Annotated in this window: 29 protein-coding genes; 20 read left to right on the top strand and 9 right to left on the bottom strand. The window is 66.7% G+C overall.

Features of this window, described 5'->3' with window-relative positions:
* The first annotated feature begins 18 nt into the window (after window positions 1-18).
* Window positions 19-732: a DUF7530 family protein gene (locus BLR57_RS00915; RefSeq protein WP_089693218.1), complete on the top strand. Its 714-nt coding sequence runs from the start codon at window positions 19-21 to the stop codon at window positions 730-732.
* 5 nt (window positions 733-737) lie between these two features.
* On the opposite strand, the gene BLR57_RS19175 is transcribed toward BLR57_RS00915, so the two are convergent.
* Window positions 738-911 carry a DUF5786 family protein gene (locus BLR57_RS19175; protein ID WP_394327563.1) on the bottom strand — a complete coding sequence of 58 codons (174 nt, stop codon included), beginning with the start codon at window positions 909-911 and terminating at the stop codon, window positions 738-740.
* A 143-nt stretch (window positions 912-1,054) separates the two neighbouring features.
* Between BLR57_RS19175 and BLR57_RS00910 the strand changes: the two genes are divergently transcribed.
* Window positions 1,055-2,062 (top strand): DUF5784 family protein, encoded by a 1,008-nt coding sequence (locus tag BLR57_RS00910; RefSeq protein ID WP_089693215.1) that lies wholly within the window; start codon window positions 1,055-1,057, stop codon window positions 2,060-2,062.
* Between the two features lie 51 nt (window positions 2,063-2,113).
* Here the strand turns inward: BLR57_RS00910 and BLR57_RS00905 are convergent, their stop codons facing one another.
* Entirely contained in the window at window positions 2,114-2,398 is a 285-nt protein-coding gene (locus tag BLR57_RS00905) for a DUF5789 family protein (RefSeq protein ID WP_089693213.1), read from the bottom strand.
* A 128-nt stretch (window positions 2,399-2,526) separates the two neighbouring features.
* Between BLR57_RS00905 and BLR57_RS00900 the strand changes: the two genes are divergently transcribed.
* Both BLR57_RS00900 and BLR57_RS19170 read left to right on the top strand, forming a co-directional pair.
* The gene (locus tag BLR57_RS00900) at window positions 2,527-3,381 is read left to right on the top strand and encodes a PHP domain-containing protein (protein ID WP_139173260.1); all 855 of its coding nucleotides are present in this window, start codon (window positions 2,527-2,529) and stop codon (window positions 3,379-3,381) included.
* A gap of 25 nt (window positions 3,382-3,406) precedes the next feature.
* Window positions 3,407-3,571, top strand: a complete 165-nt coding sequence (locus BLR57_RS19170; RefSeq protein WP_170830531.1) for a DUF6757 family protein — start codon at window positions 3,407-3,409, stop codon at window positions 3,569-3,571.
* A 68-nt stretch (window positions 3,572-3,639) separates the two neighbouring features.
* Here BLR57_RS19170 and BLR57_RS00895 read toward each other — a convergent pair whose 3' ends face one another.
* Entirely contained in the window at window positions 3,640-4,173 is a 534-nt protein-coding gene (locus BLR57_RS00895) for a DedA family protein (RefSeq protein ID WP_089693211.1), read from the bottom strand.
* 287 nt (window positions 4,174-4,460) lie between these two features.
* Between BLR57_RS00895 and hemB the strand changes: the two genes are divergently transcribed.
* The 6 genes from hemB (at window position 4,461) to BLR57_RS00865 (ending at window position 10,383) form a co-directional block, all read left to right on the top strand.
* Complete coding sequence (gene hemB / locus BLR57_RS00890; RefSeq protein ID WP_089693210.1) at window positions 4,461-5,441, top strand: porphobilinogen synthase; 981 nt, start codon at window positions 4,461-4,463, stop codon at window positions 5,439-5,441.
* Window positions 5,442-5,875: 434 nt separating this feature from the next.
* On the top strand, window positions 5,876-7,237 hold the full coding sequence (locus BLR57_RS00885; protein ID WP_089693208.1) for an ammonium transporter: 1,362 nt from the start codon (window positions 5,876-5,878) through the stop codon (window positions 7,235-7,237).
* Entirely contained in the window at window positions 7,234-7,608 is a 375-nt protein-coding gene (locus BLR57_RS00880) for a nitrogen regulatory protein GlnK1 (RefSeq protein WP_089693206.1), read from the top strand. Before BLR57_RS00885 ends, BLR57_RS00880 begins: the two co-directional genes overlap by 4 nt.
* Window positions 7,609-8,152: 544 nt before the next feature.
* Window positions 8,153-9,535 (top strand): ammonium transporter, encoded by a 1,383-nt coding sequence (locus BLR57_RS00875; RefSeq protein ID WP_089693204.1) that lies wholly within the window; start codon window positions 8,153-8,155, stop codon window positions 9,533-9,535.
* On the top strand, window positions 9,532-9,897 hold the full coding sequence (locus tag BLR57_RS00870) for a nitrogen regulatory protein GlnK1 (RefSeq protein WP_089693202.1): 366 nt from the start codon (window positions 9,532-9,534) through the stop codon (window positions 9,895-9,897). The genes BLR57_RS00875 and BLR57_RS00870 overlap by 4 nt, the downstream gene beginning before the upstream one ends.
* A 114-nt stretch (window positions 9,898-10,011) precedes the next feature.
* A complete protein-coding gene (locus BLR57_RS00865; RefSeq protein ID WP_089693200.1) occupies window positions 10,012-10,383 on the top strand; it encodes a nitrogen regulatory protein GlnK1 in 372 nt (123 codons plus the stop codon).
* 56 nt (window positions 10,384-10,439) lie between these two features.
* On the opposite strand, the gene BLR57_RS00860 is transcribed toward BLR57_RS00865, so the two are convergent.
* Window positions 10,440-11,330 carry a DMT family transporter gene (locus tag BLR57_RS00860; RefSeq protein WP_089693198.1) on the bottom strand — a complete coding sequence of 297 codons (891 nt, stop codon included), beginning with the start codon at window positions 11,328-11,330 and terminating at the stop codon, window positions 10,440-10,442.
* A gap of 152 nt (window positions 11,331-11,482) precedes the next feature.
* Here BLR57_RS00860 and hemL point away from each other — a divergent pair, with 152 nt between their 5' ends.
* Window positions 11,483-12,820, top strand: a complete 1,338-nt coding sequence (hemL, locus tag BLR57_RS00855; RefSeq protein ID WP_089693196.1) for a glutamate-1-semialdehyde 2,1-aminomutase — start codon at window positions 11,483-11,485, stop codon at window positions 12,818-12,820.
* 9 nt (window positions 12,821-12,829) lie between these two features.
* On the opposite strand, the gene BLR57_RS00850 is transcribed toward hemL, so the two are convergent.
* Window positions 12,830-13,861 carry an NAD-dependent epimerase/dehydratase family protein gene (locus tag BLR57_RS00850; RefSeq protein ID WP_089693194.1) on the bottom strand — a complete coding sequence of 344 codons (1,032 nt, stop codon included), beginning with the start codon at window positions 13,859-13,861 and terminating at the stop codon, window positions 12,830-12,832.
* A 150-nt stretch (window positions 13,862-14,011) separates the two neighbouring features.
* Between BLR57_RS00850 and BLR57_RS00845 the strand changes: the two genes are divergently transcribed.
* From BLR57_RS00845 to BLR57_RS00825, 5 genes are all read left to right on the top strand, one after another.
* Window positions 14,012-14,491, top strand: a complete 480-nt coding sequence (locus BLR57_RS00845; RefSeq protein ID WP_089693192.1) for a hypothetical protein — start codon at window positions 14,012-14,014, stop codon at window positions 14,489-14,491.
* Window positions 14,492-14,600: 109 nt separating this feature from the next.
* On the top strand, window positions 14,601-15,713 hold the full coding sequence (gene hemC / locus BLR57_RS00840; protein WP_089693191.1) for a hydroxymethylbilane synthase: 1,113 nt from the start codon (window positions 14,601-14,603) through the stop codon (window positions 15,711-15,713).
* Window positions 15,710-16,570, top strand: a complete 861-nt coding sequence (gene cobA / locus BLR57_RS00835) for a uroporphyrinogen-III C-methyltransferase (protein ID WP_089693189.1) — start codon at window positions 15,710-15,712, stop codon at window positions 16,568-16,570. The genes hemC and cobA overlap by 4 nt, the downstream gene beginning before the upstream one ends.
* Window positions 16,567-17,316, top strand: a complete 750-nt coding sequence (locus BLR57_RS00830; RefSeq protein ID WP_089693187.1) for a uroporphyrinogen-III synthase — start codon at window positions 16,567-16,569, stop codon at window positions 17,314-17,316. Before cobA ends, BLR57_RS00830 begins: the two co-directional genes overlap by 4 nt.
* Before the next feature lie 66 nt (window positions 17,317-17,382).
* Window positions 17,383-18,573: an MFS transporter gene (locus BLR57_RS00825; RefSeq protein ID WP_089693185.1), complete on the top strand. Its 1,191-nt coding sequence runs from the start codon at window positions 17,383-17,385 to the stop codon at window positions 18,571-18,573.
* Here BLR57_RS00825 and BLR57_RS00820 read toward each other — a convergent pair.
* A complete protein-coding gene (locus tag BLR57_RS00820) occupies window positions 18,570-19,280 on the bottom strand; it encodes a YqjF family protein (protein WP_089693183.1) in 711 nt (236 codons plus the stop codon). The genes BLR57_RS00825 and BLR57_RS00820 overlap by 4 nt on opposite strands.
* Before the next feature lie 89 nt (window positions 19,281-19,369).
* On the opposite strand from BLR57_RS00820, the gene BLR57_RS00815 reads away from it, so the two are divergent.
* Complete coding sequence (locus BLR57_RS00815) at window positions 19,370-20,782, top strand: RecJ family nuclease (RefSeq protein ID WP_089693181.1); 1,413 nt, start codon at window positions 19,370-19,372, stop codon at window positions 20,780-20,782.
* 189 nt (window positions 20,783-20,971) lie between these two features.
* Here the strand turns inward: BLR57_RS00815 and BLR57_RS00810 are convergent, their stop codons facing one another.
* The gene (locus BLR57_RS00810) at window positions 20,972-21,337 is read right to left on the bottom strand and encodes a VOC family protein (protein ID WP_089693179.1); all 366 of its coding nucleotides are present in this window, start codon (window positions 21,335-21,337) and stop codon (window positions 20,972-20,974) included.
* Between the two features lie 314 nt (window positions 21,338-21,651).
* Between BLR57_RS00810 and BLR57_RS00805 the strand changes: the two genes are divergently transcribed.
* The 3 genes from BLR57_RS00805 to BLR57_RS00795 all read left to right on the top strand — a co-directional run bounded on the left by BLR57_RS00805 (window position 21,652) and on the right by BLR57_RS00795 (window position 24,056).
* Window positions 21,652-21,975: a DUF5783 family protein gene (locus BLR57_RS00805; protein ID WP_089693177.1), complete on the top strand. Its 324-nt coding sequence runs from the start codon at window positions 21,652-21,654 to the stop codon at window positions 21,973-21,975.
* A 74-nt stretch (window positions 21,976-22,049) separates the two neighbouring features.
* Window positions 22,050-22,418, top strand: a complete 369-nt coding sequence (locus tag BLR57_RS00800) for a NifU family protein (RefSeq protein ID WP_089693175.1) — start codon at window positions 22,050-22,052, stop codon at window positions 22,416-22,418.
* A 96-nt stretch (window positions 22,419-22,514) separates the two neighbouring features.
* Complete coding sequence (locus tag BLR57_RS00795) at window positions 22,515-24,056, top strand: sulfatase (RefSeq protein WP_089693173.1); 1,542 nt, start codon at window positions 22,515-22,517, stop codon at window positions 24,054-24,056.
* A gap of 19 nt (window positions 24,057-24,075) precedes the next feature.
* Here BLR57_RS00795 and BLR57_RS00790 read toward each other — a convergent pair whose 3' ends face one another.
* A complete protein-coding gene (locus BLR57_RS00790) occupies window positions 24,076-24,399 on the bottom strand; it encodes a DMT family transporter (protein ID WP_089693171.1) in 324 nt (107 codons plus the stop codon).
* Window positions 24,396-25,292, bottom strand: a complete 897-nt coding sequence (locus BLR57_RS00785; RefSeq protein WP_089693169.1) for a ketopantoate reductase family protein — start codon at window positions 25,290-25,292, stop codon at window positions 24,396-24,398. Before BLR57_RS00785 ends, BLR57_RS00790 begins: the two co-directional genes overlap by 4 nt.
* Between the last annotated feature and the right edge of the window lie 21 nt (window positions 25,293-25,313).

Genomic DNA, 25,313 nt, shown 5'->3' with positions numbered 1-25,313 from the left:
GGCCCTACTCTCTCAGCAATGAGTCTCTTGCGAACGGACTACGGCGAGGCGTGGGCCTACGAGAGTATCGTGGGCGCGTTGCCCGGCGTCGACCTCTCGGAGCCGCAGGCCGTCGCGTTCCAGTTCGTCCTCTTCGAGACACTGATTCTCCTCTTCGCGTGGGTCTACGGGCTCTGGGACGCCGCAATCGCGGGAACCGCGGCCGTCGCCGTCGCCGTCGTCGGCAGCGTCGCGATGCTCCGGCTCGGGGCGGGGACGCGGTCGCTCGCACTCCCCGAGACCTACCGACGGGTCCTCTTCGGGTCGAGCATCGAGGTGGTGCTCGCCGTGCTGGCGTTCATCGCACTCGTGACACACCTGTTCGTCTTCGACCCCCAGCAGGCCGCCGCGGCGGGTGAGCCGACGCTGATTCAGGAGCTGTTCGGTCCCGACCCGCCGGTCGTGGCGGTCTATCTGATGCTGCTCGTGCTCTGGGACCTCTGTTACCGCATCGGCACCTCGTGGTGGACGGCGGTCGTCGCGCTGTGGCGGTCGTACCGCTACCGGTTCGACGGCGAGACAATCGGCGCGCTCCGGCGGCTGGACGCGACGAACGTCGGCTTCGCGTTCGCCCAGATGTTACTCCTCCCGTTCGTCCTCGACGAGCCGGTGCTGTTGCTTGCGGTCGGTGGACACGTGGTGGCGGTTACCGTCGTCTCGACGACGGCGCTCGTCACACTGCGAAGAGGATAGGTCGGTTATCGGCCCTTGATCTCTTTGAACTGATCGAGGAGGGCTTCCGCGGAGTCACCGGAGTCGTAGTCGAGGCTTCCACGATACTCTGTGCGCATCTCGGCGAAGTCGGTGTCGACTTGTCCGGTCTTCTGCGCACGACGCTCGTGTTCTTCCTCGTCATAGACACCCATTGACATGGTATACCTTGACTTGGAAATGGCATATTAAATACCTAACGGTTAGTTTCCAACAATCATGATAGAATGGCGGGCGAACCGAGAGACGAACGGCCGACCGGGCGGACGGAAGAGGTAAGCCCCCCGATGGATTAGTCGTCGTCGTGGCACGACCCCTTCGCTTCCGACACGCTCCCGGCCGCTGGACGGTCGGGCGGGTTCGGAACGACGTGTTTCAGCCCCTCGACGGCAACCTCGGCGCGGAGATGACCGCGCCGTGGTTCCGGTCCCCCGACGGCTACGACGCGCGACGCTTCGAGATGGACAACGGCGACATCGCGCTCTTCGCGTGGAACGACGACGAGGCCTACTGGCTCGGCAACACCGAGACGCCGAGCAGCCTCTGGCGCACCGAGAAGTACGGCTTCTCGGAGGTCCCGTATCCCATCGCCCGCTGGGCCGAGCGCGAACTGCTCGCCCAGCTCCACGAGGAGTCACCGTGGCTCGAACCCTACCCGCACGTCTCGTGGTTCTTCCTCCCGGTCTTCCTCTCGAAGGACGGCCGACACACCACCCGCGAGTTCTTCCACGACCACGCTGCGGGCTTCCCCGACGCGACCCGCGACGAGGCACTCGACTTCTACGAACGGTTCCTCCACACGGGCGCGCTCGACGAGTACCGCGAACTGATGGCGGGCAAGCTCGGCACCTCCGAACGCATCGACCTCGTCCGCATGGCGGCCTCGATGGGCGAGTTCAACGTCGCCAAGGTCCTGCACGACGCCGGCTACGACCTCACACCCGAAATCGAGGTGACGACCGGCCACTCGCTGGACTACCGGGCGGACCGCAACGGCGACGGCGGGACGCTCGTCGAGGTGACCCGGCCGCTGCCGCCGAACAAACGCTCGGCGAACACGCCGGTCGCCGCCGTCCGCGACACGGCCGAGACGAAGACCAACGGCCAGTTAGAACACCACGCCGGTGGCGTCACGCTCTTCGTCGACTGTTCGTCGTTCCCCGACGACGACTGGTTCGCCGTCCGGGGCGAGCAGCCCGAAGTCCGCCACCGTCCGGCGGTCGTCTTCCGTGCGCGGCCCGACGGCCACATCGAAGGCTACTCGAAAGGGTCGGTTCCGCTCGACCTGGACGGTGGGCTGGAGTGGGTCTGAGTCGATAAAAGGGACGGGAGCCGCGGGACTGTTATGACTGAAGGGCGCGTCTCAGAACGACACCGGGTCCGGACCGGTCTCGCCGAGCGCGTACGCGTCGCGGTCGCTGTAGAACCGTCGCCCGATGGCGCGGTGGCTCACTGCCGTCAGGAGCGAGTCGCGAACGTCTTGCGGGCGTTCGTAGGTCTCGGAGCCGAGACGTGCGAGTACCGTCCCGAGCGTCTCCGAACCGTTCTGGAGTTCGATCTCCTCGTCGCCGTGTGATTCGATGAGTTCCTCGCTCGTCGCAGGGTACTCGTAACCGTCTATCAGTTCTCCGGTGCCGTTGAGGCGCATCACCAGCTTCTATCCCGAGTATGATTATAATGGTTTTCCATGCACGACCTTCGAGACTTGCAACTCCTTAATGGTCCTTAATCACAGATGTGCCGAAGCCCTTTGCCGGTCCCGGACGGAGGGCGGGTATGGACGACGACGCGGATGTGACGGGCGACGAGACCGACGGAGCTGTCGACGGCGGCTCCACGCCGGTCGCCGACCTCCATCTCCACACGACGGCCTCCGACGGCGTGTTGACCGTGCCGGAACTCCCTGCCGCTGCGCGGGCTGGCGGCGTCGACACCGTGGCCGTGACCGACCACGACTGCATCCATCCGGCACTCGACGCGCCGGTGGCCGTCCGCGACGGCGTAAGGGTCGTGCGCGGCATCGAACTCCGGGTCGACGCCGGGAGTCAGAAGGTCGACCTGCTCGGCTACGCGGTCGAGCCGACGGCCGCGCTCGAAGCGGAACTCGCGCGGTTACAGGAGAACCGCAAGGAGCGTGCACGGACTATCGTCGAGCGCGTGGAGGCGCGACTGGGCGTCACACTCGACGTGGCGATTCACGAGGGCATCGGTCGGCCGCACATCGCCCGCGCTATCGACGCTAGCGACGCCGACTACAGCTACCAGGACGCCTTCGACGACCTCATCGGCGACGACGGTCCCTGCTACGTCGCGCGCGAGATCACGTCGTTCGAGCGCGGGGTCGAACTCCTGGCCGACTCCTGTCCGGTCGTGAGCCTCGCCCACCCGTTCCGCTACGACGACGTGGACGCGGCACTCGCACTGACGGACCGACTCGACGGGGTCGAACGGTACTACCCCTACGAGGAGTCGGTCACCGTCGACGAGGGACGGCTGGACGCGCTCGTCGCCGACGGCGACCTGGTCGCGACGGGCGGCAGCGACGCCCACGACAGAACCCTCGGACGCGCCGGGCCACCACCCGCGGCGTTCGAGCGGATCGCGGCACGACTGCCGAGAGCGGAGAGTTAAACCCCATCGGGCACAAACGGAGAGTATGCAGTGCCATTACTGCGACCGTGAGGCCGCATACGCCGCCGAGAAGGACGGCATCAAGGTCGGCCTCTGTGAGGAGCACTTCCGCGAGCGGCTGGAAGAACTCGCAGAGTCGGACGAACTCGCTGCCCTCCGAGAACAGATCGACGTCGACCGGACGAAGTAACGGACTTCTCTCAGTCGGTGTCCGCGACCCGTGCGCCGGTGTTCGCGCTCTGATTACTTCCGCCCGAGCTACAGCAGCCGACCCCAGAAGACGAACAGGCCGGCGAGGATGACCTGAAACGAGAGGGTGCCGACCGCCGAGAGCACGAGGAACTTCCGCCCGTCGAGTTCCGAGAAGCCCGCCGGGACGGTCAACATCCCGCGCGTGAACAGCATCGTGTTGCTCAAGGGGACGACGACCGGCCCCCACCGCTGGAACCAGCCGTCGAACTTGTCGAGTTTCTCTTCGCTGATGCGGAACCAACGCTTCCCGAGCAGATAGTCGCGACCGCCGCGTTCGGCCAGCTTGAACAACAGATACTGGCCGGTCGTCGCCCCCATGACGGCGATGCCGATGATGAGGAGGTTCGTCGGTGACACCAGCTGGGTGGTGTCGCCGATGAGGAGGATCGCGCCGGGCACGATGAGTTCGCTCGGCATGATGTACATGAGCATCGCGCCTTCGAGGACGAAGACCGCGAGGAGGACGAGGAGGGCGTACTCGGAGTCCAACAGCCCTTGGAGGTACGAGGGCATCTCCCCGAGCTGGAGTACGGTGGTCATCGTCAATGGGTTGCGCTGACCCGAATAAATCGTTTGTGTCCTGTCGGTGAGAGGACGGACACTGAATCGGTCGGGACTGTTCACCCGGTACGGCGCGTGGCTTCGCGGCCGTTCATGGCCGCGAGCCACTCGCGCGAGGGATGACTGAGCGACTGCAAGGAGCGAAGGAGTCGGCTGGGGAGGATGTGGCTGTTGTGGGCGTTCGAGACGAGTTTGACGCGACAACGGGAACGAAGGACAACGACCACAACAAAGCCGTTTTGCACGCTGCACACCAACCCGGTTCCATGAACCTCAGAGACCGTCCCCGTCGCCTGCGCACCGACGGCATCCGGCCGCTGGTCAGCGAGACGAGCCTCGACGCGTCGGACCTCATCGCTCCGGTCTTCGTCGACGCGACGGCCGACGAACGCGTCCCCATCGAGACGATGCCGGGCCACGAACGCGTCCCCGTCGACGAGGCCGTCGCCCGCGTTGAGGAGATCCGCGAGACGGGCGTCGAGGCGGTGATGCTCTTCGGCATCCCCGAGGCGAAAGACGAGGTCGGGTCGCGCGCGTGGGCGCGAGACGGTGTCGTGCAGGAAGCCACCCGCCGGGTCACGCGAGAGACCGACGCCTACGTCATCACCGACGTCTGTCTCTGCGAGTACACCAGCCACGGTCACTGTGGGGTGCTCGAAGACGACGCCGCCGAGGACCCTCGACTGACCGTGAAGAACGACGAGACGCTGGAGCTTCTGACGAAGACCGCCGTCTCGCAGGCGGAAGCCGGAGCCGACATGGTCGCGCCGTCCTCGATGACCGACGGGATGGTCGGTGCGATTCGCGAGGGACTCGACGAGGCGGGCTACTCGGACGTCCCCATCATGAGCTACGCCGCGAAGTACGAGTCCGCCTTCTACGGCCCGTTCCGCGACGCCGCCGACGGCGCGCCCGCGTTCGGCAACCGGCGACACTATCAGATGGACCCCGCGAACGCCCGTGAGGCGATGCGCGAGGTCCGACTCGACGTCGAGCAGGGCGCAGACGTGTTGATGGTCAAGCCCGCACTCCCGTATCTCGACATCGTCCGTGGGGTTCGCGAGGAGTTCGACCAGCCGGTCGCCGCCTACAACGTCTCCGGGGAGTACGCGATGCTCCACGCCGCCGCCGACAAGGGCTGGCTGAACCTCGAAGAGGTCGCCCTCGAATCGCTTCTCTCCATCAAGCGCGCCGGTGCGGACCTCATCCTGACGTACTTCGCCGAGGACGTCGCCGACGCGCTCTAAGGGTCGTTTCCTCCTCTCGACGCCACCGAGGCGGTCGCTGCCGACGACAGGTGGTCGGTGTCGACGACAGGAGGTCGCTGCCGACGACAGGAGACTCTGAGGCGCGTGCGACCCTCTGCGCGGCGTGGTATGCCACCGCCCCGCGCACCCGCGAGCGGCCTCGGTTGACACATTCTTTCGCCGACAACTGTTTCACAACGACTGCGAGCGGCTGCCCGCAACTGGACGAATTACAACCTTATATCGATAATATTGTTCCCGATTTTGTGCATATGCCCACTTACACCACCCCAGACAGGACATTTTCAACCCTATGCTTTATGTAGTACCTAGCCATGAGCCACGACCGTGATTGAACACACGAACGCGGAGCAGATTGGCGAATCGTTGGATGAACGTCCATCAAGTATCGTAAACGGTGGTGGACTCCTGTGATGGGGCTGCCCATGCAGGTCGACCCCTCGACCATCGCCAGCGGGGTCAACTACGTCTGGATTCTGGTGGTGACGTTCCTCATCTTCTTCATGCAGCCCGGCTTCGCGCTGCTGGAGGCAGGGCAGGTCCGTGCGAAGAACGTCGGCAACGTCCTGATGAAGAACATGACCGACTGGGCACTCGGCGTCCTGGTCTACTTCATCGTCGGTGCGGGTGTGGCCACGATTATCGGTGGCCTGACCTCGACGGGGTCGGTCGACCTCGCCGGTGCGTTCTCGTACATCGGTAACGACGGCGCGTGGATCGACTGGCTCTTCGGCGCGGTGTTCGCCATGACGGCGGCCACCATCGTTTCCGGAGCCGTCGCAGAACGGATGAACTTCAAGGCGTACGTCCTGTTCGCCGCGCTCATCACGGGTCTCATCTACCCGGTCGTGCAGGGACTGACGTGGTCCGGCGGCCTGCTGGCCGGCTCGGGCTTCCTCGGTCAGGCACTCGGTGTCGGCTACCTCGACTTCGCCGGTGCGACGGTCGTCCACATGGTCGGCGGTGTCGCCGGTCTCGTGGGCGCGAAGATGGTCGGCCCGCGGAAGGGTCGCTTCGACGAGAACGGTAACAGCCAGCCCATCCCCGGCCACTCGATGCTCCTCGCTGTCCTGGGGACGCTCATCCTGGCCTTCGGCTGGTACGGCTTCAACGTCGGCACGCAGGCGACGGTCCTGGCAGTCGCAGAAGACGGCAGCCTCCAGTTCATGGGTGCGGCACTCGGTCGTGTCGCCCTCGTGACGACGCTCGGCATGGGTGCCGGTGCGGTCGCGGCGATGCTCGTCTCCACCTCGTGGCAGGGCAAGCCCGACCCCCTCTGGATGGCGAACGGCCTGCTCGCAGGTCTCGTCGCAGTCACGGGCGCAGTCCCCCACGTCACGTGGTGGGGCGGCCTCATCCTCGGCGCGCTCGGCGGTGCGATCGTCCTGCCGGCGTACCGCTTCACGGTCGACACGCTGAAGATCGACGACGTCTGTGGCGTCTTCGCGGTTCACGGTGCGGCCGGTGCCCTCGGTACGGCACTCATCCCGGTCTTCGGTGTCGGCGGCTTCATGGGTATCAACCAGCTCGTCATGCAGGTCCTCGGCGTCGTCATCATCGCCGCCTGGACCATCCTCGCCTCCGGTGTCGTCTTCGCCATCGGCGACGCACTCTACGGTCTGCGCGTCTCCGACGAGGAAGAGGTCGAAGGCCTCGACCAGGGCGAGCACGGCGTCACGACCTACCCCGAGTTCGTCGGCGACGCCGGTCCGGACTCGACGTTCGGCCAGCCCGTCCGCGCGGACGGTGGCGACGTCGGAGGTGACGACGAATGAGCGACGAGGAAGAGACGCCGAACGACGGCGGCATCAAACTCGTCATGGCTATCGTCCGCCCCGACCGACTGAGCAAGATCAAGGGCGCGCTGGCGGAAGTCGGTGCCCCCTCGCTGACGGTGACACAGGTCTCGGGCCGCGGCAGCCAGCCCGCGAAGAAGGGCCAGTGGCGCGGCGAGAGCTACACGGTCGACCTCCACCAGAAGGTCAAGATCGAGTGCATCGTCGCCGACATCCCCGCCGACGACGTCGTCGAGGCCATCCGTGAGGCGGCCAACACTGGCGAACCCGGCGACGGCAAGATCTTCGTCATCGACGTCGAGAAGGCGGTCCAGGTGAGAACCGGCAAGGAGGGAACCCCGGCAGTCTGAACCGTCGGTCGACCGGTCTCCACGAGCTTTCGGCAGCTCACACTCACCGAACTGTCGCGGGATTCGCGACAGCTCACGGGGTGGCTCACACCCCACGTCGACGTGTGTCCACGTCGGCGCGAACGTAGAACACCGCAGTGCGAACGGCTCTTTCTCCGCAGTTCAGACGGCGTAGTCACCCGATAGTCATCCGACAGTCATCCGACAGTCACCACCCGCGAGTCGTGACTGAGCGTCCCGTGTGACGTGCTTGCGCACGCCGAGACGCGGCCGGAACGGCAAAATTTGACACGACAGTCGTCCAACAAACTGGCAACATTTGTCGAGAGACCCCGCAGACAACGACCTTATACACACTATATACGCTTGTAGTTCTGACAACCGCCCAGTTCTAACCGAGAAAATTTGTGTATCTGTGCATTATACTTATTACCCTCTACGTGCAGACGTTGCAGTACAAACGGTTGACAAACATGGTAGCGAAATCGGTAAACCTCGACAACTGTCCAAGCACCACCAGCCAAGCACCACTCGGAGGGAGCGCATGAGTTTCGCGAACCTCGCCCTGCAGACGGGGATGGACGCCATCGTCACCGGCGTCAACCTCGTCTGGGTACTCACTGTGACCTTCCTCATCTTCTTCATGCACGCCGGCTTCGCGATGCTCGAAGCCGGACAGGTGCGTTCGAAGAACGTCGCCAACCAGCTGACGAAGAACCTCCTGACCTGGAGCGTCGGGGTCATCGTGTTCTTCCTCGCCGGGGCGGCCGTCTCGACCATCGTCGGCGGCCTCACGGGCGGCGGTTCGTACTCAATCACCGGCGCGTTCATGGGCCTCTACTCACCTGAGGCCGGGAGCGTCACCGCGTGGACCGACTGGCTCTTCGGTGCCGTCTTCGCGATGACGGCGGCCACCATCGTTTCCGGAGCCGTTGCCGGTCGCGCGAAACTCCGCGCGTACGTGAGCTACACCATCGTGCTCGCGGCCGTCATCTACCCGGTCGTCGTCGGCTTCACCTGGGCCGGTGGCTTCCTGGCGACGCTCGGCTTCCACGACTTCGCGGGCGGCATGATCGTCCACGGCATGGGCGGTCTCGCCGGTCTCACCGCCGCGTGGATCATCGGTCCCCGGATGGACCGCTTCAACTCGGACGGCTCCGTCAACGTCATCCCCGGCCACTCGCTCTCGTTCGCAGTGCTGGGAACCCTGATTCTGGCCTTCGGCTGGTACGGCTTCAACGTCGGGACCGCCGCGGCCCCGCTCGCCATGGACGGCGGCGAGGTCACGCTCGGTTCCTTCTCCTACGTCGGCCGCGTCGCCCTCGTGACGACGCTCGGCATGGCCGCCGGTGCAATCGGTGCTGCCGCGGTCGCACTGCAGAAGACCGGCAAGGTCGACACGCTCTACGTCGCAAACGGCCTGCTCGCCGGACTGGTCGGCATCACGTCCATCGCGGACGCCATCGTCTGGCCCGGTGCCATCGTCGTCGGCCTGCTCGCCGGTGCGCAGCTGCCCATCGTCTTCGGCTTCGTCGAGAAGCGCCTGAAGATCGACGACGTCTGTGCTGTCTTCCCGGTCCACGGCTCGGCCGGTATCCTCGGCGCGCTGCTGTTCCCGCTGTTCGCGACGAGCTTCTGGAACGGCAGTGCATCGTTCGTTGGTCTCGCCATCCCGCAGATCGCAGGCGTCGCGGTCATCACGGCCTGGACGGTCGGTGCGACCTTCGTCGTCTTCCGCATCATCAAGGCCATGGGCGAACTTCGCGTCAGTGCCGAACACGAGCGTGAGGGTCTCGACACCTCCGAACACGGCGTCGACACCTACCCCGAGTTCGGCAAGCCCGATACGCTCACCGACGGCTCCGGCGTCCCGGTCGACGGGACGGTTCGGACGGACGGCGGTATCAACGGGAGTGATGACGAATGAGTGACGAAACCAACGACGGCGGCATCAAGCTCGTCATGGCGGTCATCCGCCCGGACAAGCTCGCCGACGTCAAGCGCGGTCTCGCCGAGGTCGGCGCGCCCTCGCTCACCGTGACGAACGTCTCCGGCCGCGGCAACCAACCCGCCAAGAAGGGTCAGTGGCGCGGCGAGGAGTACACGGTCGACCTCCACCAGAAGGTCAAAGTCGAGTGTGTCGTCTCCGATATCCCCGCCGACGACGTCGTCGGCGCGATTCAGGAGTCCGCCTCGACCGGCGAACCCGGCGACGGCAAGGTCTTCGTCATCGACGTCGAGGACGCCGTCCAGATCCGCACCGGCGAAGAAGGACGGGGAGCCGTCTAAACGGTCACTTCCACCCGGTCGAATCGCACGAACACACATTTTTTCAGGAGATTACGAACGTCCAGCGGCGCGATCGGCGACGGACCTAAGTAACTGGCCACTACCCGTGTGAGTATGTCAGACACGGACTTGGCGAACGACGGTGGTATCAAACTCGTCATGGCGGTCGTCCGCCCGGACAAGCTCGGCGACGTCAAACGGAGCCTCGCGGAGACGGGCGCGCCCTCGCTCACCGTGACGAACGTCTCCGGTCGCGGCAGCCAGCCCGCGAAGAAGGGCCAGTGGCGCGGCGAGGAGTATACGGTCGACCTCCACCAGAAGGTCAAAATCGAGTGTGTCGTCTCCGACATCCCCGCCGACGACGTCGTCGACGCGATTCAGGAGGGGGCGGCGACCGGCGAACCCGGTGACGGCAAGGTCTTCGTCATCGACGTCGAGGACGCCGTCCAGATCCGCACCGGCGAGCGCGGGAGAGACGCGGTCTGAGCAGTATCAGGCGAACTCAGGCGGACTCAAGCGGACTCAATCGAACTCAATCGAACTCAGGCGAATTCGGCACGGATCGCGTCGCGCTTCACCAGGAGGAAGCCGACGACGATGACCGCGAAGCCGACGGCGACGGAGGGCGCGAGCGACTCGTTCAGCGCGGCCCAGCCGACGACGGCGGCGAAGACCGGCGAGACGTAGCCGACGAGGTTGATCTCGACCGGGCCGAGGCGGTCCAGTAGGTCGAAGTACAACAGGTAGCCGACGGCTCCCGCAAAGGGGACGAGATAGACGAAGGCGGCGACCACCGAGGGACTGAGGTCGACCGCCTGCGGCTCCGCGCGTGCGAGACTCATTCCGTGGAGCAGCAGCCCACCGAGGAGCATCAGCCAGCCCTGGTAGGCCGCGACGGGCAGCGTCGTCCGCAGTTGGCGTGTCGCGACGCCGCCGAGGGCGAACGCCGACGCCGAGAGCAACAGGATACCCACGCCGACGGGGTTCGGCGAGCTGACGGCGTTCGGGTCGGGGTTGGCGACGACGACGACGCCGACCAGCCCGAGCAGGACGCCCGCGAGTGCGACGGGGCTGAGCCGTTCGCTGGGGAGGACGGGGCGAGCGAACCCGGCCGAGAGCACCGGAATAGAGCTGAGGACGACGGCACTGACCGCCGAGGTGACGTAGCCCTGGCCGATGAACAGCAGGCCGTTGTGGACGGCGATGAAGAGCGTCCCGCCGGCGAAGATACTGGGAGCGTCGGCACGAGTCGGCCGCCACCGCCCGCCGCGGGCGACGGCGTAGCCGAGGACGAGCAGGCCGACGAGATCGAAGCGCAGTGCCGCAAAGAGCAGAGGCGGGAAGCCTTCGAGACCGGCTTTGACCGCCGGATACGACGCCCCCCAGAGGGCCGCGAGGAGCAGGAAGGCCGCAGCGTTTCGGTACCGAGTCACACCGAAGGTCGTCGGTCGGGGTTCGAGAGGATACCGGTTCGTCCGGCCGAGCCAGTAACGACTATCCGGGGGGCGTCCGATGGTCTGAACATGAACCCGTCGAGACAGCGAACACCACTGGCTCGCCCGCTCACACTCGGAGGTGCCCTCGCGTGAACCACGACCGCTCACGCGAACTCTACGACCGCGCGCTCTCTGTCATGCCGGGCGGGGTCAACTCCTCGGTCCGAGCGACCCGACCGTATCCCTTCTTCATCGAGCGCGGCGACGGCGGCCACGTCGTCGACGCCGACGGCAACCGCTACGTCGACTACGTGATGGGCTACGGCCCGCTGCTCTACGGCCACGACGCCCCCGAACCGGTGCAGGCGGCCGTCCAGAAGTACGCCTCCGCCGGGCCGATGTACGGCGCGCCCACCGAGATAGAAGTCGAACACGCCGAGTTCGTCGCCCGGCACGTCCCGTCGGTCGAGATGATTCGGTTCGTCAACAGCGGGACCGAGGCGACTGTTTCTGCCGTCCGCCTCGCCCGCGGCTACACCGGCCGCGACAAGATCGTCATCATGCAGGGCGGCTACCACGGTGCCCAAGAGTCGACACTCGTCGAGGGCGACGCCCAGCATCCCCAGCCGAGCACGAGCGGCGTCCCCGAGGAGTTCGCCCAGCACACGCTGCCGGTGCCGTTCAACGACCCCGACGCCGTCACCGAGGTCTTCGAGGAACACGGCGACGACATCGCGGCCGTCCTCGTCGAACCGGTCCTCGCCAACATGGGCATCGTCTCGCCGGTCGACGGCTACCACGAGACGCTCCGAGACCTCTGTGACGACCACGGCTCGCTGCTGGTCTTCGACGAGGTCATCACCGGCTTCCGCGTCGGCGGCCTCCAGTGCGCGCAGGGCAAGTTCGGCGTCACGCCCGACGTGACCACCTTCGGCAAGATCATCGGCGGCGGCTTCCCGGTCGGCGCCATCGGTGGGAAGAGTGAGATTATCGAGCACTTCACGCCCGCCGGCGACGTCTTCCAGTCCGGCACCTTCTCCGGCCATCCGGTGACGATGGCCGCCGGCTACGAGTATCTCAACTACGCCGCCGAGAACGGCGTCTACGAGCACATCAACCGCCTCGGCGCGAAGCTCCGCGAGGGCATCAGCGACATCTGTGCCGACCAGGCACCGGAGTACACCGTCGTCGGCACGGACTCGATGTTCAAGACCGTCTTCACGCGTGACGCGCCGGACACGCTGGAAGGCCAGTGCGAGGGCGGCTGTCAGCAGCGCGTCGACTGCCCGCGCTACGACCACTGTCCGAAGACCGGTGCAGACGTCGCCAACGCCGAGACCGAACGCTGGGAGCGCATCTTCTGGCACGAGATGAAAGAGCAGGGGATCTTCCTCACGGCCAACCAGTTCGAGTCGCAGTTCGTCTCCTACGCGCACACGGAGGAGGACATCGAGCGGACGCTGGAAGCCTACAAGGAAGCGCTGTAACCCTCGCTCTCAGTCGCGCAGTTCCTGCAGTTCCGCGAACGACTCCGCCAGTCCCTCTCTCGCCGCCAGCCACGCCTCGACGAGGCGGTCCGTCGTCTCGTCAGTCCCGACCGGCTCTACTTCGTCGTGTTCGTCCAGCCACGCGACCGTCCGCTCGACGCCTTCTTCCCACGAAATCGTCTGTTCGTGCCCCAGTGCCTCACGCGCTTTGCTGTTGTCGAAGACCGTGCTGTACTGGAAGTGGTCCCGAAGCCCGCCGGTCTCCTCGGGAACGAGGTCGAAGAGCACGTCGGTCGGGATGTGGACGAGTTCGGGTTCGGGTGCGTCGAGCGCGCGGGCGACGCCCTGGTGGTACTCGTTCCACGTCAGATGTTCCTCGGCGGTGACGTGGTAGGCCTCGCCCTCGACCCCCTCCGTTTCCACTGCAGACACGAAGGCGCGGGCGACGTCGTCGCGGTGGCAGGGTGCCCAGACGGAGGTGCCGTCGCCGTGGACGACGACCGGCTCGCCCTCGCGGATGCGGCTGATGTAGCTCGTCGCGTCGCCGAGCGTGTGGATCAGTGTCCCGCCCTCGCCGTAGGTGTGCCACGGCCGCAGGACGGTGACGGGGAAGCCGTCCTCGTCGTGAGCCGCGAAGAAGCGGTCCTCGGCTTCGGCCTTGTTCTTCCCATAGTCGCTCGTCGCCGGCGAGCGCGGCGTGTCCTCGGTCAGTGGCATTTGCGAGACGGGCCGCGAGTAGACGTCGATAGTGCTGCAGAAGACGTAGCGGTCGACATCGCCGGAGAACGCGCGAATCGCGCTCTCTGCATCCTCGGGCGTGAAACAGACCATGTCGACGACAGCGTCGACGTCGAGGTCCGATACCTGTTCCTCGAAGCGGTCGTAGTCGGTGCGGTCACCGTGGACGAACTCGACCGTGTCGGGGACGCGGGCCTCGCTTTCGCCACGTGTGTAGCAGGTGACGTCGTGGCCAGCGTCGACGAGTTGGCGGGTGATGCCGGTGCTGATGAGCCCCGTACCGCCGACGAGCAAAACGTGCATACCTGTCCCGCTCGCCCCAGCCACAAGAACGCTGGGACGGTGACAGTCGGGAGTCGCGGCCGACGTCCGATGCCATCGAGCGCAGACGCCGCGGGACCTGTCGACGCCACGAAACGGAGATTTATGCCGGATGACGGCCCATCTCTCGGTATGGACAGCCCTCCATCCACGAGTACCGCGGCCGAGACGACAGGGTCGGACAGCACCGTCGGTGACCTGCTCCCCCACGCGAGCGTCGACTCCAAGTGGTGGTACTGGATCGCCGCCGTCCCGCTGTTCGCGCTGGTCGGGACGCTTCTCGGCGTCGTCTTCGCCGTCGTCGGCTTTCTCGCCTTCTTCCTCGGTCTCGGCTTCGACGCGGGCGTCCTCTCCGTCCTCCCGTTCTTCGCCGTCGTCGTCGCCATCGGGTTCGTCGCCGTCGTGGGCGGGCTACTGACGCTCGTCTTCCCGCTCGCGGTGTACGTCGACGCCCGAGCAGTGGCCGAGTCAGAGACCTCCGAGTGGCGGCCCGACCCGGCACTCTACGGGCTCGTCGCGCTCGCGGGTGCCATCACGACGACGTTCGTCGTGACCGTCCCGCTGGCGTTGTACTACCTCTACAGGCGTCACGAGGCGGTCGGGACGCCCTGAATAGTCTGGCTCGCTGAAGCGACGCGACCGTTTCCGCCGTCTGCGACAGCCCCCCACGCGGGAGACGGGAACTGGTGGCCTTTTCACGGTCGGCCGCAGAGACCTGTGTATGAACCGTGGGACCCTTCGGATCGCGACGCGAGGCTCGGACCTCGCGCTGCGGCAGGCGGCGAGTGTACAGGAGGCGCTCGAAAGCTATCGCTACGAGGTCGAGATACAGGAAGTCGAGACCCGTGGCGACCAGTTGCAGGACGAACTCATCCACCGACTCGGGAAGACCGGGGCGTTCGTCCGCGACGTCGACCAGCGCGTCCTCGACGGCGACGCCGACCTCGCCGTCCACTCGATGAAGGACATGCCGACCGACCAGCCGCCGGAGCTGACCGTCGGCGCCATCCCCGAACGTGAGTCGGCGTTCGACGTCCTCGTCTCCCCCAGCGGCTACGCCTTCGAGGACCTCCCGGTCGGCTCCACCGTGGGCACCTCCTCGCTCCGTCGGAAGGCACAGATTCTCAACGCCCGTCCCGACCTCGAGGTCGAGCCCCTCCGCGGCAACGTCGACACGCGCGTCGAGAAACTGCTCGCCGCCGGGATGCAGGAAGAACACGAGAAGCGACTCGAAGCGTCGAGCGATAAGAAGGGCCACGCCGGCGACGACGACTACGAGGCCGAGTACGAGCAGTCCGTCGAGGAGTGGTTCGACAGTCTCTCGGAACTCCAGCGAGGTGCCCTCGAACACGACCTCGACGTCGAATACGACGCCATCGTCCTCGCCGAAGCGGGTCTGAAGCGGAGCGGTCTCCACCACCACGTCGAGTACGAGCGGCTGCCGCGGGCCGACTTCGTCCCCGCGCCCGGTCAGGGCGCGCTCGCCGTCACGGCCGCCGACAGCGACGTCGTCGAAGTCCTCCAGAAGGCCCTCGACCATCCGCGGTCGCGGGTCGAGACGACCGCCGAGCGCACCGTCCTCGCCGAACTCGGCGGCGGCTGTGTCGCGCCCATCGGCGTCCACGCCATCCTCCAGGGTTCCTACGTCCACACCGAGGTCCAGGTCATGAGCCAGGACGGCGAAGAGACCATCGAGGCGAAGCGCGACCTGCCGGTCGACAACCACGCCAACGCCGCCGCCGAACTGGCGGCCGACCTCCGCGACCGCGGCGCGGCGGAACTCATCGAGGCAGCGAAACGAGACACGCCGAGCGAGGGGACCCGAGACGAATGACCGACGCGACCGACGTGGACGACGCGGACGCCACCAGCGAGGTTGGCAAGGTCTATCTCGTCGGGAGCGGTCCCGGCGACCCCGAACTGATGACCGTGAAGGCGCGGCGGCTCATCGACGAGGCCGACGTCGTCCTCCACGACAAGCTCCCCGGCCCGGAGATTCTCGGACTCGTCCCCGAGGACCGCCGCGAGGACGTCGGCAAACGCGCCGGTGGCGAGTGGACGCCCCAGGAGTACACCAACAACCGGCTGGTCGAACTCGCGAAGGCGGGCAAGACGGTCGTCCGGCTGAAGGGCGGCGACCCGTTCGTCTTCGGCCGCGGCGGCGAGGAGATGGAACATCTCGCGGCCAACGGAATCCCCTTCGAGGTCGTCCCCGGCATCACCTCGCCCATCGGCGGCCCCGGCGTCGCGGGCATCCCCGTCACGCACCGTGACCACACCTCCTCCGTCTCGTTCGTCACGGGCCACGAGGACCCGACGAAAGAGGAGTCGGCCATCGACTGGCACGCGCTGGCCGCCACGGGCGGCACGCTCGTCGTCCTGATGGGTGTCGGCAAGCTGCCGCAGTACACGCAGGTCCTCTTGGAGGCGGGCATGGACCCCGAGACGCCCGTCGCGCTCATCGAGCGGGCGACGTGGCCCGATATGCGCGTCGCGATGGGCACCCTCGACAGTATCGTCGACGTCCGCGACGAGGAGGGTATCGAGCCACCCGCGCTTACCGTCATCGGCGACGTGGCGGGAACCCGCGAGAAGGTGGTCGAGTTCCTCGACAACCGGACGGGCGCGTTCGACGGTGACGCCGTCGACGTCGCGAGCGACGAAGCAGGGTCGGAGGCGAGCGACGAATGAGCCAGGAGGTCCGTGTCGCCGTCTTCCGCCCGGACGACGAACGGCTGGCGAACGCCGTCGAACTGCTCGACTCGCTCGGTGCGACGCCCGTCGCCGACCCGATGCTGGCGGTCCAGCCCACGGGAGCGGCCCCACAGACCGACGACGCCGACTACGTGATTCTGACGAGCAAGACGGGCGTCGAACTCGCCGCCGAGGCGGGCTGGGAGCCCGGCGAGACGACCGTCGTCGCCATCGGCGACAGCACGGCCGACGCGCTGCGGGAGGCGGGCTACCGCGTCGACCGCGTGCCCGCGGAGTTCTCCTCCGACGGGCTGGTGGCGATGCTGCGCGACGAGGTCGACGGCAAGCGCGTCGAAGTCGCCCGCTCAGACCACGGCAGTCCGGTCCTCACCGACGGCCTTCGGGACGCTGGTGCCGACGTGAACGAGACCGTGCTCTACCGGCTCGTCCGCCCCGAGGGGTCGGGCGCGTCCGTCGAGATGGCCGCCGACGGCGAACTGGAGGCGGCACTGTTCACCTCGTCGCTGACGGTCGAGCACTTCCTCGACGCCGCCGAAGAGCGGGGCGTCCGCGACGAAGCGCTTGCGGGCCTGAACGAGGCCGTCGTCGGTACCATCGGCTACCCGACGAAGGAGACCGCCGAGTCTCACGGCATCACGGTCGACATCGTCCCCGACGTGGCCGACTTCGAGGAGTTGGCGTGTGCGGTCGTCGAGGCAGCCGCGCCGACGTACCACGAGTAGTCCAGTAAGGGGAGATCCCGACCGGACTCGTCACGGTTATGCGGCGCAGTCACCGAGTTCTCGCCAGTGGAATCCGAGGCACAGACCACCGGGCCGACGCGGAGCTGGCGGTCGGTCGCGACGGTCGCCGGCTGGCAGACGGCCGCGAGCCTCTGTTACTACACCATCTTCGCCGCGACGAGCTTCGTCCGCAGCGAGTTTTCGGTCTCCGAGTCGCTGGTCGGCGTCTTCCTCACCGCCGCCTTGCTCGGCTACACGGTCATGCTCTTTCCGAGCGGCGCGGCCGTCGACGGCTTCGGCGAGAAGCGGACGATGGTCGTCGGCCTCCTCGCGCTGGCCGTCGCGTCCGTCGGCGTGTCGCTCGCGCCCTCCTACGGCCTGCTGCTCGCCGCCGGGGCACTGCTCGGAATGGCCTACTCGACGGCGATGCCCTCCTCGAACCGCGCTATCGTCGCCAGTGCCCCGCCGGGGCGACAAGGGCTGGCGATGGGGCTGAAACAGGTCGGCGTGACCGCGGGGAGCGGCGCGGCGTCGCTCGTCATCACGGGCGTGGCCGCCGTCGCCGCCTGGTACGTCGGCTTCTGGGTCGTCGCCGTCGTCGCCGGGGGGTACGCCGTCGTATTCCTGGCTCTCTACGACGGCTCGACGGGCGACGGCGAGTTCTCGCTGCCGGATCTCTCGGGACTGTGGGGGAACCGCGCGTACGTCCTGCTCGTCGCGGGCGGCCTGTTCGTCGGTGCCTCCATCTTCTCGATGCTGGGGTATACGGTGCTCTACGTGCAGGACGACGTCGCGGGCGCAGGTGCTGCCGCCGGCGGAATCGTCCTCGCGCTGACGCAGGTGACGGGCAGCGTCGGCCGCATCGGCGCGGGCAGTCTCGCCGACCGTCTCGGCGGCGCGAAGGGAGCCGCGACCGTCGCGCTCGGACAGATGGCGGTCGCCGTCGTCCTCTTCGCCGTGTTGGCGACCGGCAGCTGGTCGCTCCCCGTCGCCGTCGCGCTCTTCGTCGGCCTCGGGCTGTCGATCCACGGCTCGACGGGCGTCTTCTACTCGTGTCTCTCGGAACTCGTCGACAGCGACGACATCGGCGGCGCGACCGCGGGCGGGCAGACCGCCATCAACGCCGGGGGGCTGGTCGCGCCGCCGCTCTTCGGTCTCTTGGTCGAGACCGGCGGCTACGACCTCGGGTGGGGGCTGCTCGCCGGTATGACGCTCGTTGGGACGCTGCTCTTGGCGGGAGTTCGCCTGCGGCTCTAGCTTCTGACCCACCACGGCAACGAGGCGTGCATCGGCCACGCGGGGGTGTAGCGGGCCACAGGGTCGGCCGTCGGCGACGGCAGGCCCGCGGCCTCGAGCAGCGTGTTCTCGGCGATGTCGACGTCGACGGGTCGGAGGTCGGGTAGGTCGCGCTCGATGTTCAGTGCCCAGAGCGTCTTGCCCGCCGCGCCGAACGCCCGGTGGTGGCCCGCGAGCCAGCGGTCACGGTCGCGGTCGGCGAGGCTCCTCGCGCCCCCGTCGTCGGCGACAGTGGCCTCGGCCGCGAACGTCGCCGGTGGCGTCCCACCCTGCTCGCGCCGACTGGTGACGCGAACCGCGTCGCCGACGCGTTCGACCGTCGCGTCGGCGGCGACGTAGGGAATCCGCGAGGTGAGCCGGAAGAGGCGTGCGACGAACCGGTCGCCAGCGTCGATACTGAAGAAATACCGCCCCGGCGTCCCGCGGTGACGGACGTAGGTCTGGAGACGGATCTCGGGGAACGAACGGCCGAGCCGGGCAGGGAGTCCGCGCAGCCGGAGGCCGGTCGCACGGAACGCGACGACCGAGAGCCACGCGCTGTCTTCGGCCGTCGAGAGCGTGAGTGCCGACGGGAGCCGCGGTCGGAGGGCGTCGGCGTCGACCGGCCAGTGCAGCAGGAGACAGTCCTCTGCGGTCATCGTCAACATCGGCGGGCGCGGGAGCGACATCTGTCCGAGCCTTGGACTCGGCGGCCGATGACCGTTGTGGCGTGGGCGAGAACGAGCCTTTAAATCCGAAACCGCCCCAACCGGGAGTCATGGCAGGTCCCGTTCCCGAACTTCACGACCGTGCGGTGGCGTGCGCCGACCGGCTCCGTGAGGCCGACTCCGTACTGCTCGCCTCACACATCGACGCCGACGGCCTGACGAGTGCCGCCGTTGCCGCCTCGGCACTCGAACGCGCGGGCATCCGCTTCGACACCGTCTTCTCGAAACAGCTCGACGCCGAGGAGGTCGCCGCCATCGCCGCGACGGGCCACGAGACCGTCCTCTTCACGGACTTCGGGAGCGGCCAACTCGACATCATCGCCGAACACGAGACCGCGGGCGACTTCACCCCAGTCATCGCCGACCACCACCAGCCTGCCGACGCAGACACCGAGTTCCACCTCAACCCCCTGCTCGTCGGCATCGACGGCGCGAGCGAGCTGTCGGGCGCGGGGGCGAGTTACGTCCTCGCTCGCGCGCTCGAATCGGGTGACACGGACAACCGTGACCTCGCCGCGCTCGCGGTCGTCGGCGCGGTCGGTGATATGCAGGACTCCGACGGCGGCCTCACGGGAGCCAACGAAGGGATCGTCGCCGAGGGCGTCGAGGCGGGCGTCCTCGACCCCGCGAAGGACCTCGCACTCTACGGGCGACAGACCCGGCCACTGCCGAAGCTGCTCGAATACGCCAGCGAAGTCCGGATTCCGGGAATCTCGAACGACGAGAACGGCTCGATTCGCTTCCTCTCGGATCTCGGTCTCGACCTGAAGGAAGGGGGCGAGTGGAAGCGGTGGGTCGACCTGACGCAGGAGGAACGGCAGACCGTCGTCAGCGCGCTCATCAAGCGCGCCGTCTCGAAGGGCGTCCCACCGGACAGAGTCAACACGCTCATCGGGACGACCTACACCCTCGTCGACGAAGAGGAAGGGACGGAGTTGCGGGACGTGAGTGAGTTCTCGACACTCCTGAACGCAACGGCCAGATACGACCGCGCCGACGTCGGTCTCGGCGTCTGTCTCGGCAATCGGGGAGACGCGCTCGACCGCGCCCGCACCCTGCTCCGAAACCACCGGCGGAACCTCTCGGAAGGCCTGCAGTGGGTCAAGACCGAGGGCGTCACTGTCGAAGAGCACGTCCAGTGGTTCGACGCGGGCACGAGAATCCGCGAGACCATCGTCGGCATCATCGCCGGGATGGCCGTCGGCGCGAACGGCATCAGCCGCCGCAAGCCGATTCTCGCGTTCGCCGAGAAGAACGACGAGGAGGTGAAGGTCTCCGCCCGCGGGAGTCACTTCTTGACGAAGAACGGGCTGGACCTCTCTGTTGTCATGCGCGAGGCGTCTCGGAGCGTCGGCGGCGACGGCGGCGGCCACGACGTCGCTGCGGGGGCGACGATTCCGATGGGCAAGCAAGCGGAGTTCGTCGCCGAAGCCGACCGTCTCGTCGGTGAGCAGTTGGGATAGTCGGGCGAGGCCCTCTCACGGTTGGCTACGCCGAAACCTGGGTTTCTCGGAGATTGCAGACGACCAGCGGTAGCACTCTCCTGTACTCGCTAGTGAAGGCGATTCGATATCGCAGTATTTGATTTATCGTAGCCGACCGTGGGCTAGCACAGGAGACGGAACGCAGAACAGACAGCCAGCGAACGGCCGTTACTCGTGCCGTTCGAGGAGTTCGATCCGGTTGCCGAAGGGGTCACGGAACGAGAACCGGTCGCGACCCGGAATCGGTGGCTCCTCGAAGAGTGTGACGTCGCGCTCTTCGAGCATCGCGCGTGCGTGGTCGATGTCGTCGACCTCGAAGGCAGGATGCCGTTTCGAGGGTTCGGAGTCGATGTCTTCGATGCCGAGGTGGAGTTCAATATCGCCCGCACCGAGCCACATCCCCCCGTACTCTCGGAGTGACTCCGGTCTGGGTATCTCCTCGAACCCGAGGACGGCCGTGTAGAACTCGCGTGCCTCTTGTTCTGTCCCCGGGGGAACAGTGAGTTGGACGTGGTCGAGACGAGTAGGGTTCATGGTCCGTGTCTCGTCGGCGAAGTGGAAGTATCGCGGTTTCGGGGTACGATTTGCCAGTTGGTTGTGCGTGCGAGCCGTACGCCCCCAACACTCGTCTGCGGGGTTTCGCTCGTCTGGAATTACTCGGACGGAGGGCACGTCGGGCTGCGACCGGATCGAACACGCGAGAAACGGCGATTCAGCGTCCATGACTACCGAATTCAGGATACCAAAGCGACGAGCAAGCGCGTTCGATAAATCACATTGCGCGATATAGAATCAGCGTCGCCGCGACCAACCGTCCGACTTTTCTCTCTCCCCGGAAACTCTCGGATATGGCCGAGTTCGACCCCGAGAAGTTCGAGGACAAGTACGTCCACTACTTCCAGCAGCTCCAGCGCGCGTACAAGAACGCCTTCAACACGATGAACGACGAGTTCGACTCGACGCTCATCCACGGCATCGACCAGCAGATTCTGAACGAGTCCGAGCCGTTCTACGAGGACGGCGAATTCTTCGTCGACCTGCCCGAAAACCCGAGTGAGCGGCTGACGGGTGTCGTCGTCGACGACGAGAAGCTGGAAGCGACGCTGGAGCGGTACGTCGACGAGATTGAAAGTGAGCTGTACCGCGTGTTCGGCGTCGACCGTCCGAACTGAGCCCCCACCGTCTCTCGCTTCCACGCGCACGCGTGAACCAAAGGCCTAAGAACGCTGACTGCCAACGCCTGTACATGAGCACGGAGAGTCAGGACGTCGACGACCTCAAAGACCGCGTGACGAACTTCCTGCGTCGGAACTTCCCGCAGATTCAGATGCACGGTGGCAGTGCGGCCATCCAGAACCTCGACCGCGAGACGGGCGAGGTCACCATCCTCCTCGGTGGTGCCTGTTCCGGCTGCGGTATCTCGCCGATGACCATCCAGGCCATCAAGACCCGCATGGTCAAGGAGATCCCCGAGATCAACGAAGTCCACGCCGAGACCGGCATGGGCGGCGACAGCATGGGTGGCGGCAGCGGCGGCATGAGTCCGTCGTTCCCCGGCGAGACCAGCGACGACGACGAAGACGGCAGCGACGAAGGCCCGCAGGCCCCGTTCTAATTTCGAGGATTTTCTCCGTTTTCCGGCCGCTGAGCGGTCGCGCCAGTCGCGCGACAGAACAGGAGGTTTAACCTCTCGACCCGCGCATCCACGGGTATGACCAGCGAGTCCCCCCGGAACGTCCTCTTCGTCGTCATGGACACCGTCCGGAAGGACCATCTCACGCCGTACGGCTACGACCGACCGACGACGCCCGGACTGGAGGACTTCGCCGACGAGGCGACCGTCTTCGAGCAGGCCGTCGCCCCCGCGCCGTGGACGCTCCCCGTCCACGCCTCGCTCTTCACCGGGATGTATCCCAGTCAGCACGGCGCCGACCAGGAGAACCCCTACCTCGACGGGGCGACGACGCTCGCGGAGACGCTCTCGGCGGAAGGCTACGACACGGCCTGTTACTCCTCGAACGCCTGGATCACGCCGTACACCCATCTGACCGACGGCTTCGACGACCAAGACAACTTCTTCGAGGTCATGCCCGGCGACTTCCTCTCGGGACCGCTCGCGAAGGCGTGGCAGACGCTCAACGACAACGAGGCCCTACGAGCCATCGCGGACAAGCTCGTCAGCCTCGGCAACACCGCCCACGAGTATCTCGCCGGTGGCGAGGGCGCTGACTCGAAGACCCCCGCCGTCATCGACCAGGCGATGGACTTCATCGACGACTCCGAGCAGTTCTTCACGTTCGTCAACCTGATGGACGCCCATCTCCCCTATCACCCGCCCGACGAGTTCCGCGACGAGTTCGCCCCCGGCGTCGACTCCACGGAGGTCTGTCAGAACTCGAAGGAGTACAACTCCGGCGCGCGCGACATCGCTGACGACGAGTGGGAGGACATTCGCGGCCTCTACGACGCCGAAATCGCCCACATCGACTCCCAGCTCACCCGGCTGTTCGACCACCTGAAGGAAACCGGAAGATGGGACGACACGATGGTCGTCGTCTGTGCGGACCACGGCGAACTCCACGGCGAACACGACCTCTACGGCCACGAGTTCTGTCTCTACGACCCGCTTATCAACGTCCCGCTGATGGTCAAACATCCCGCCCTCGACGACGACCGCCGCGAGGACCAGGTCGAACTCATCGACCTCTACCACACGGTCCTCGACTCCCTCGGCGTCGACGGCGGCAACCCGGCCGCGCCGGGCGACGAGGCCGTCGGTCTCGACCGGACCCGGTCGTTGCTCTCGGAGAGCTACCGGCAGTTCAGCGAGCCGACCGACCCCGGCCAGCGCGGCGACGGCGACTACGCCTTCGTCGAATACTCCCGCCCGGTGGTCGAGCTGAAACAGCTGGAGGAGAAAGCCAAGGATGCCGGTATCACCCTCTCCGAGCAGTCGCGCTTCTACTCGCGGATGCGGGCGGCCCGCCGGACGGACGCGAAATACGTCCGCATCGACCGCATCGAGGACGAAGCCTACCGCCTCGACGAGGACCCCGAGGAGACCGAGAACCTCGCGGACGCGACGGAGACGGACGACATCATCGCGGAGACCGAAGCGATGCTGGCGGAGTTCGAGTCCGCAATCGGCGGCGCGTGGGACAGCGCGGACGACGCGGAAGTCACCGACGAGGCCGTCCAGGAGATGGACGAGGAGGCCCAAGAACGGCTGCGCGACCTCGGCTACATGGAGTAATCGAGCGAAAGAAGACCGATTACGAGGTCAGCTGCAAGCCGACGATGCCTGCGATGATGGTCCCGATGCAGGCCAGTCGGACCCCGGTCACCGGCTCGTCGAAGAGAAGGATTCCACAGACGACGGTGCCGACCGCGCCGATACCGGTCCAGACGGCGTAGGCCGTCCCCACCGGAAGCGTCTGGACGGCTTTTGCGAGGAGCGCGACGCTGAGTGCCATCGCGACCACGACGACGGCCGAGGCGCGGAGGTTCGAGAAGCCGTCTGCGTATTCGAGGTTGACCGCCCACACCGTTTCGAAGACCGCGGCGACGAGCAGCGTCGCCCACGCGAGGCGGCTCATCGCAGCCCCCGGGCGGCTTCCCAAGCGCGGAGAAGGGAAGCGAGCGTCCGGTTCGTCGGCACGTCGAGCCCGTGTCGCTCCGCCCTGTCGACGACAACACCCGAGATGGCGTCGACCTCGGTTCGCTTCTCGGCGTCGACGTCCTGCAGCATCGACGAGCGGTTCTTCGCCGTCTGTTCGACGACCGTGTCGATGGCGTCGCGGGCGGCCCGGTTTGGGAGTCGGACACCCTCGGCGCGGGCAACACGGGCCGTCTCGCGGGCGGCCGCGTGGGCGAGGTCGGCGGCGTCGGCGTCGGCGAGCGCGCCGTTCTCCACGCGGGCGAGCGCGGTGACGGTGTTGATACCCGCGTTGACCGCGAGTTTCTCCCAGCGTCGCCGAGGCATATCGTCCGCGACGAGCGTCTCGATACCGGCATCGCGGAAGGCATCTCCTACCCGTTCGGCGACGGGGGAAGGACCGCCGTCGAGCGCGCCGAGGACGACTTCGCCGACACCTGTGCAGACGACGTGGCCGGGGTCGGTCAGACGAGCACCGTAGGTCGCCGTCCCGGCGAGGACCGGGACGTCGAGTCGGTCCGTGAGGAGTTCCTCGGTGAGACCGTTCTGCAAAGAGAGCACGGCGTCGAAGTCGCCGGTCGCGAGCGTGTCGGCCGCGGCGGCCGTGTCGAACGACTTGACCGTCACGACCGCGAGGTCGGCGGCGAGATTACGGCCGTCGGTGACGGCGTCGGGGTGGACGTGCGCGTCGAGTTCGCCGGTGACGCGGAGGCCCGACTCGCGCACCCGGCCGACGTGCGGGTCGCGGCCGACCAGTGTCACCTCGTGTGTGCGCGCGAGCAGCCCGCCGACGAGGCTCCCGAGGCTCCCGGCACCGAAGACGACGATGTCCATATCCGACGGTCACGGGGTGGG

Origin of the sequence: Halogranum gelatinilyticum (genome assembly GCF_900103715.1) — an archaeon.
GTDB lineage: Archaea > Halobacteriota > Halobacteria > Halobacteriales > Haloferacaceae > Halogranum > Halogranum gelatinilyticum.
Note: the sequence above shows the minus strand (reverse complement) of the source record. Positions and strands in the feature narration are given on the sequence as shown.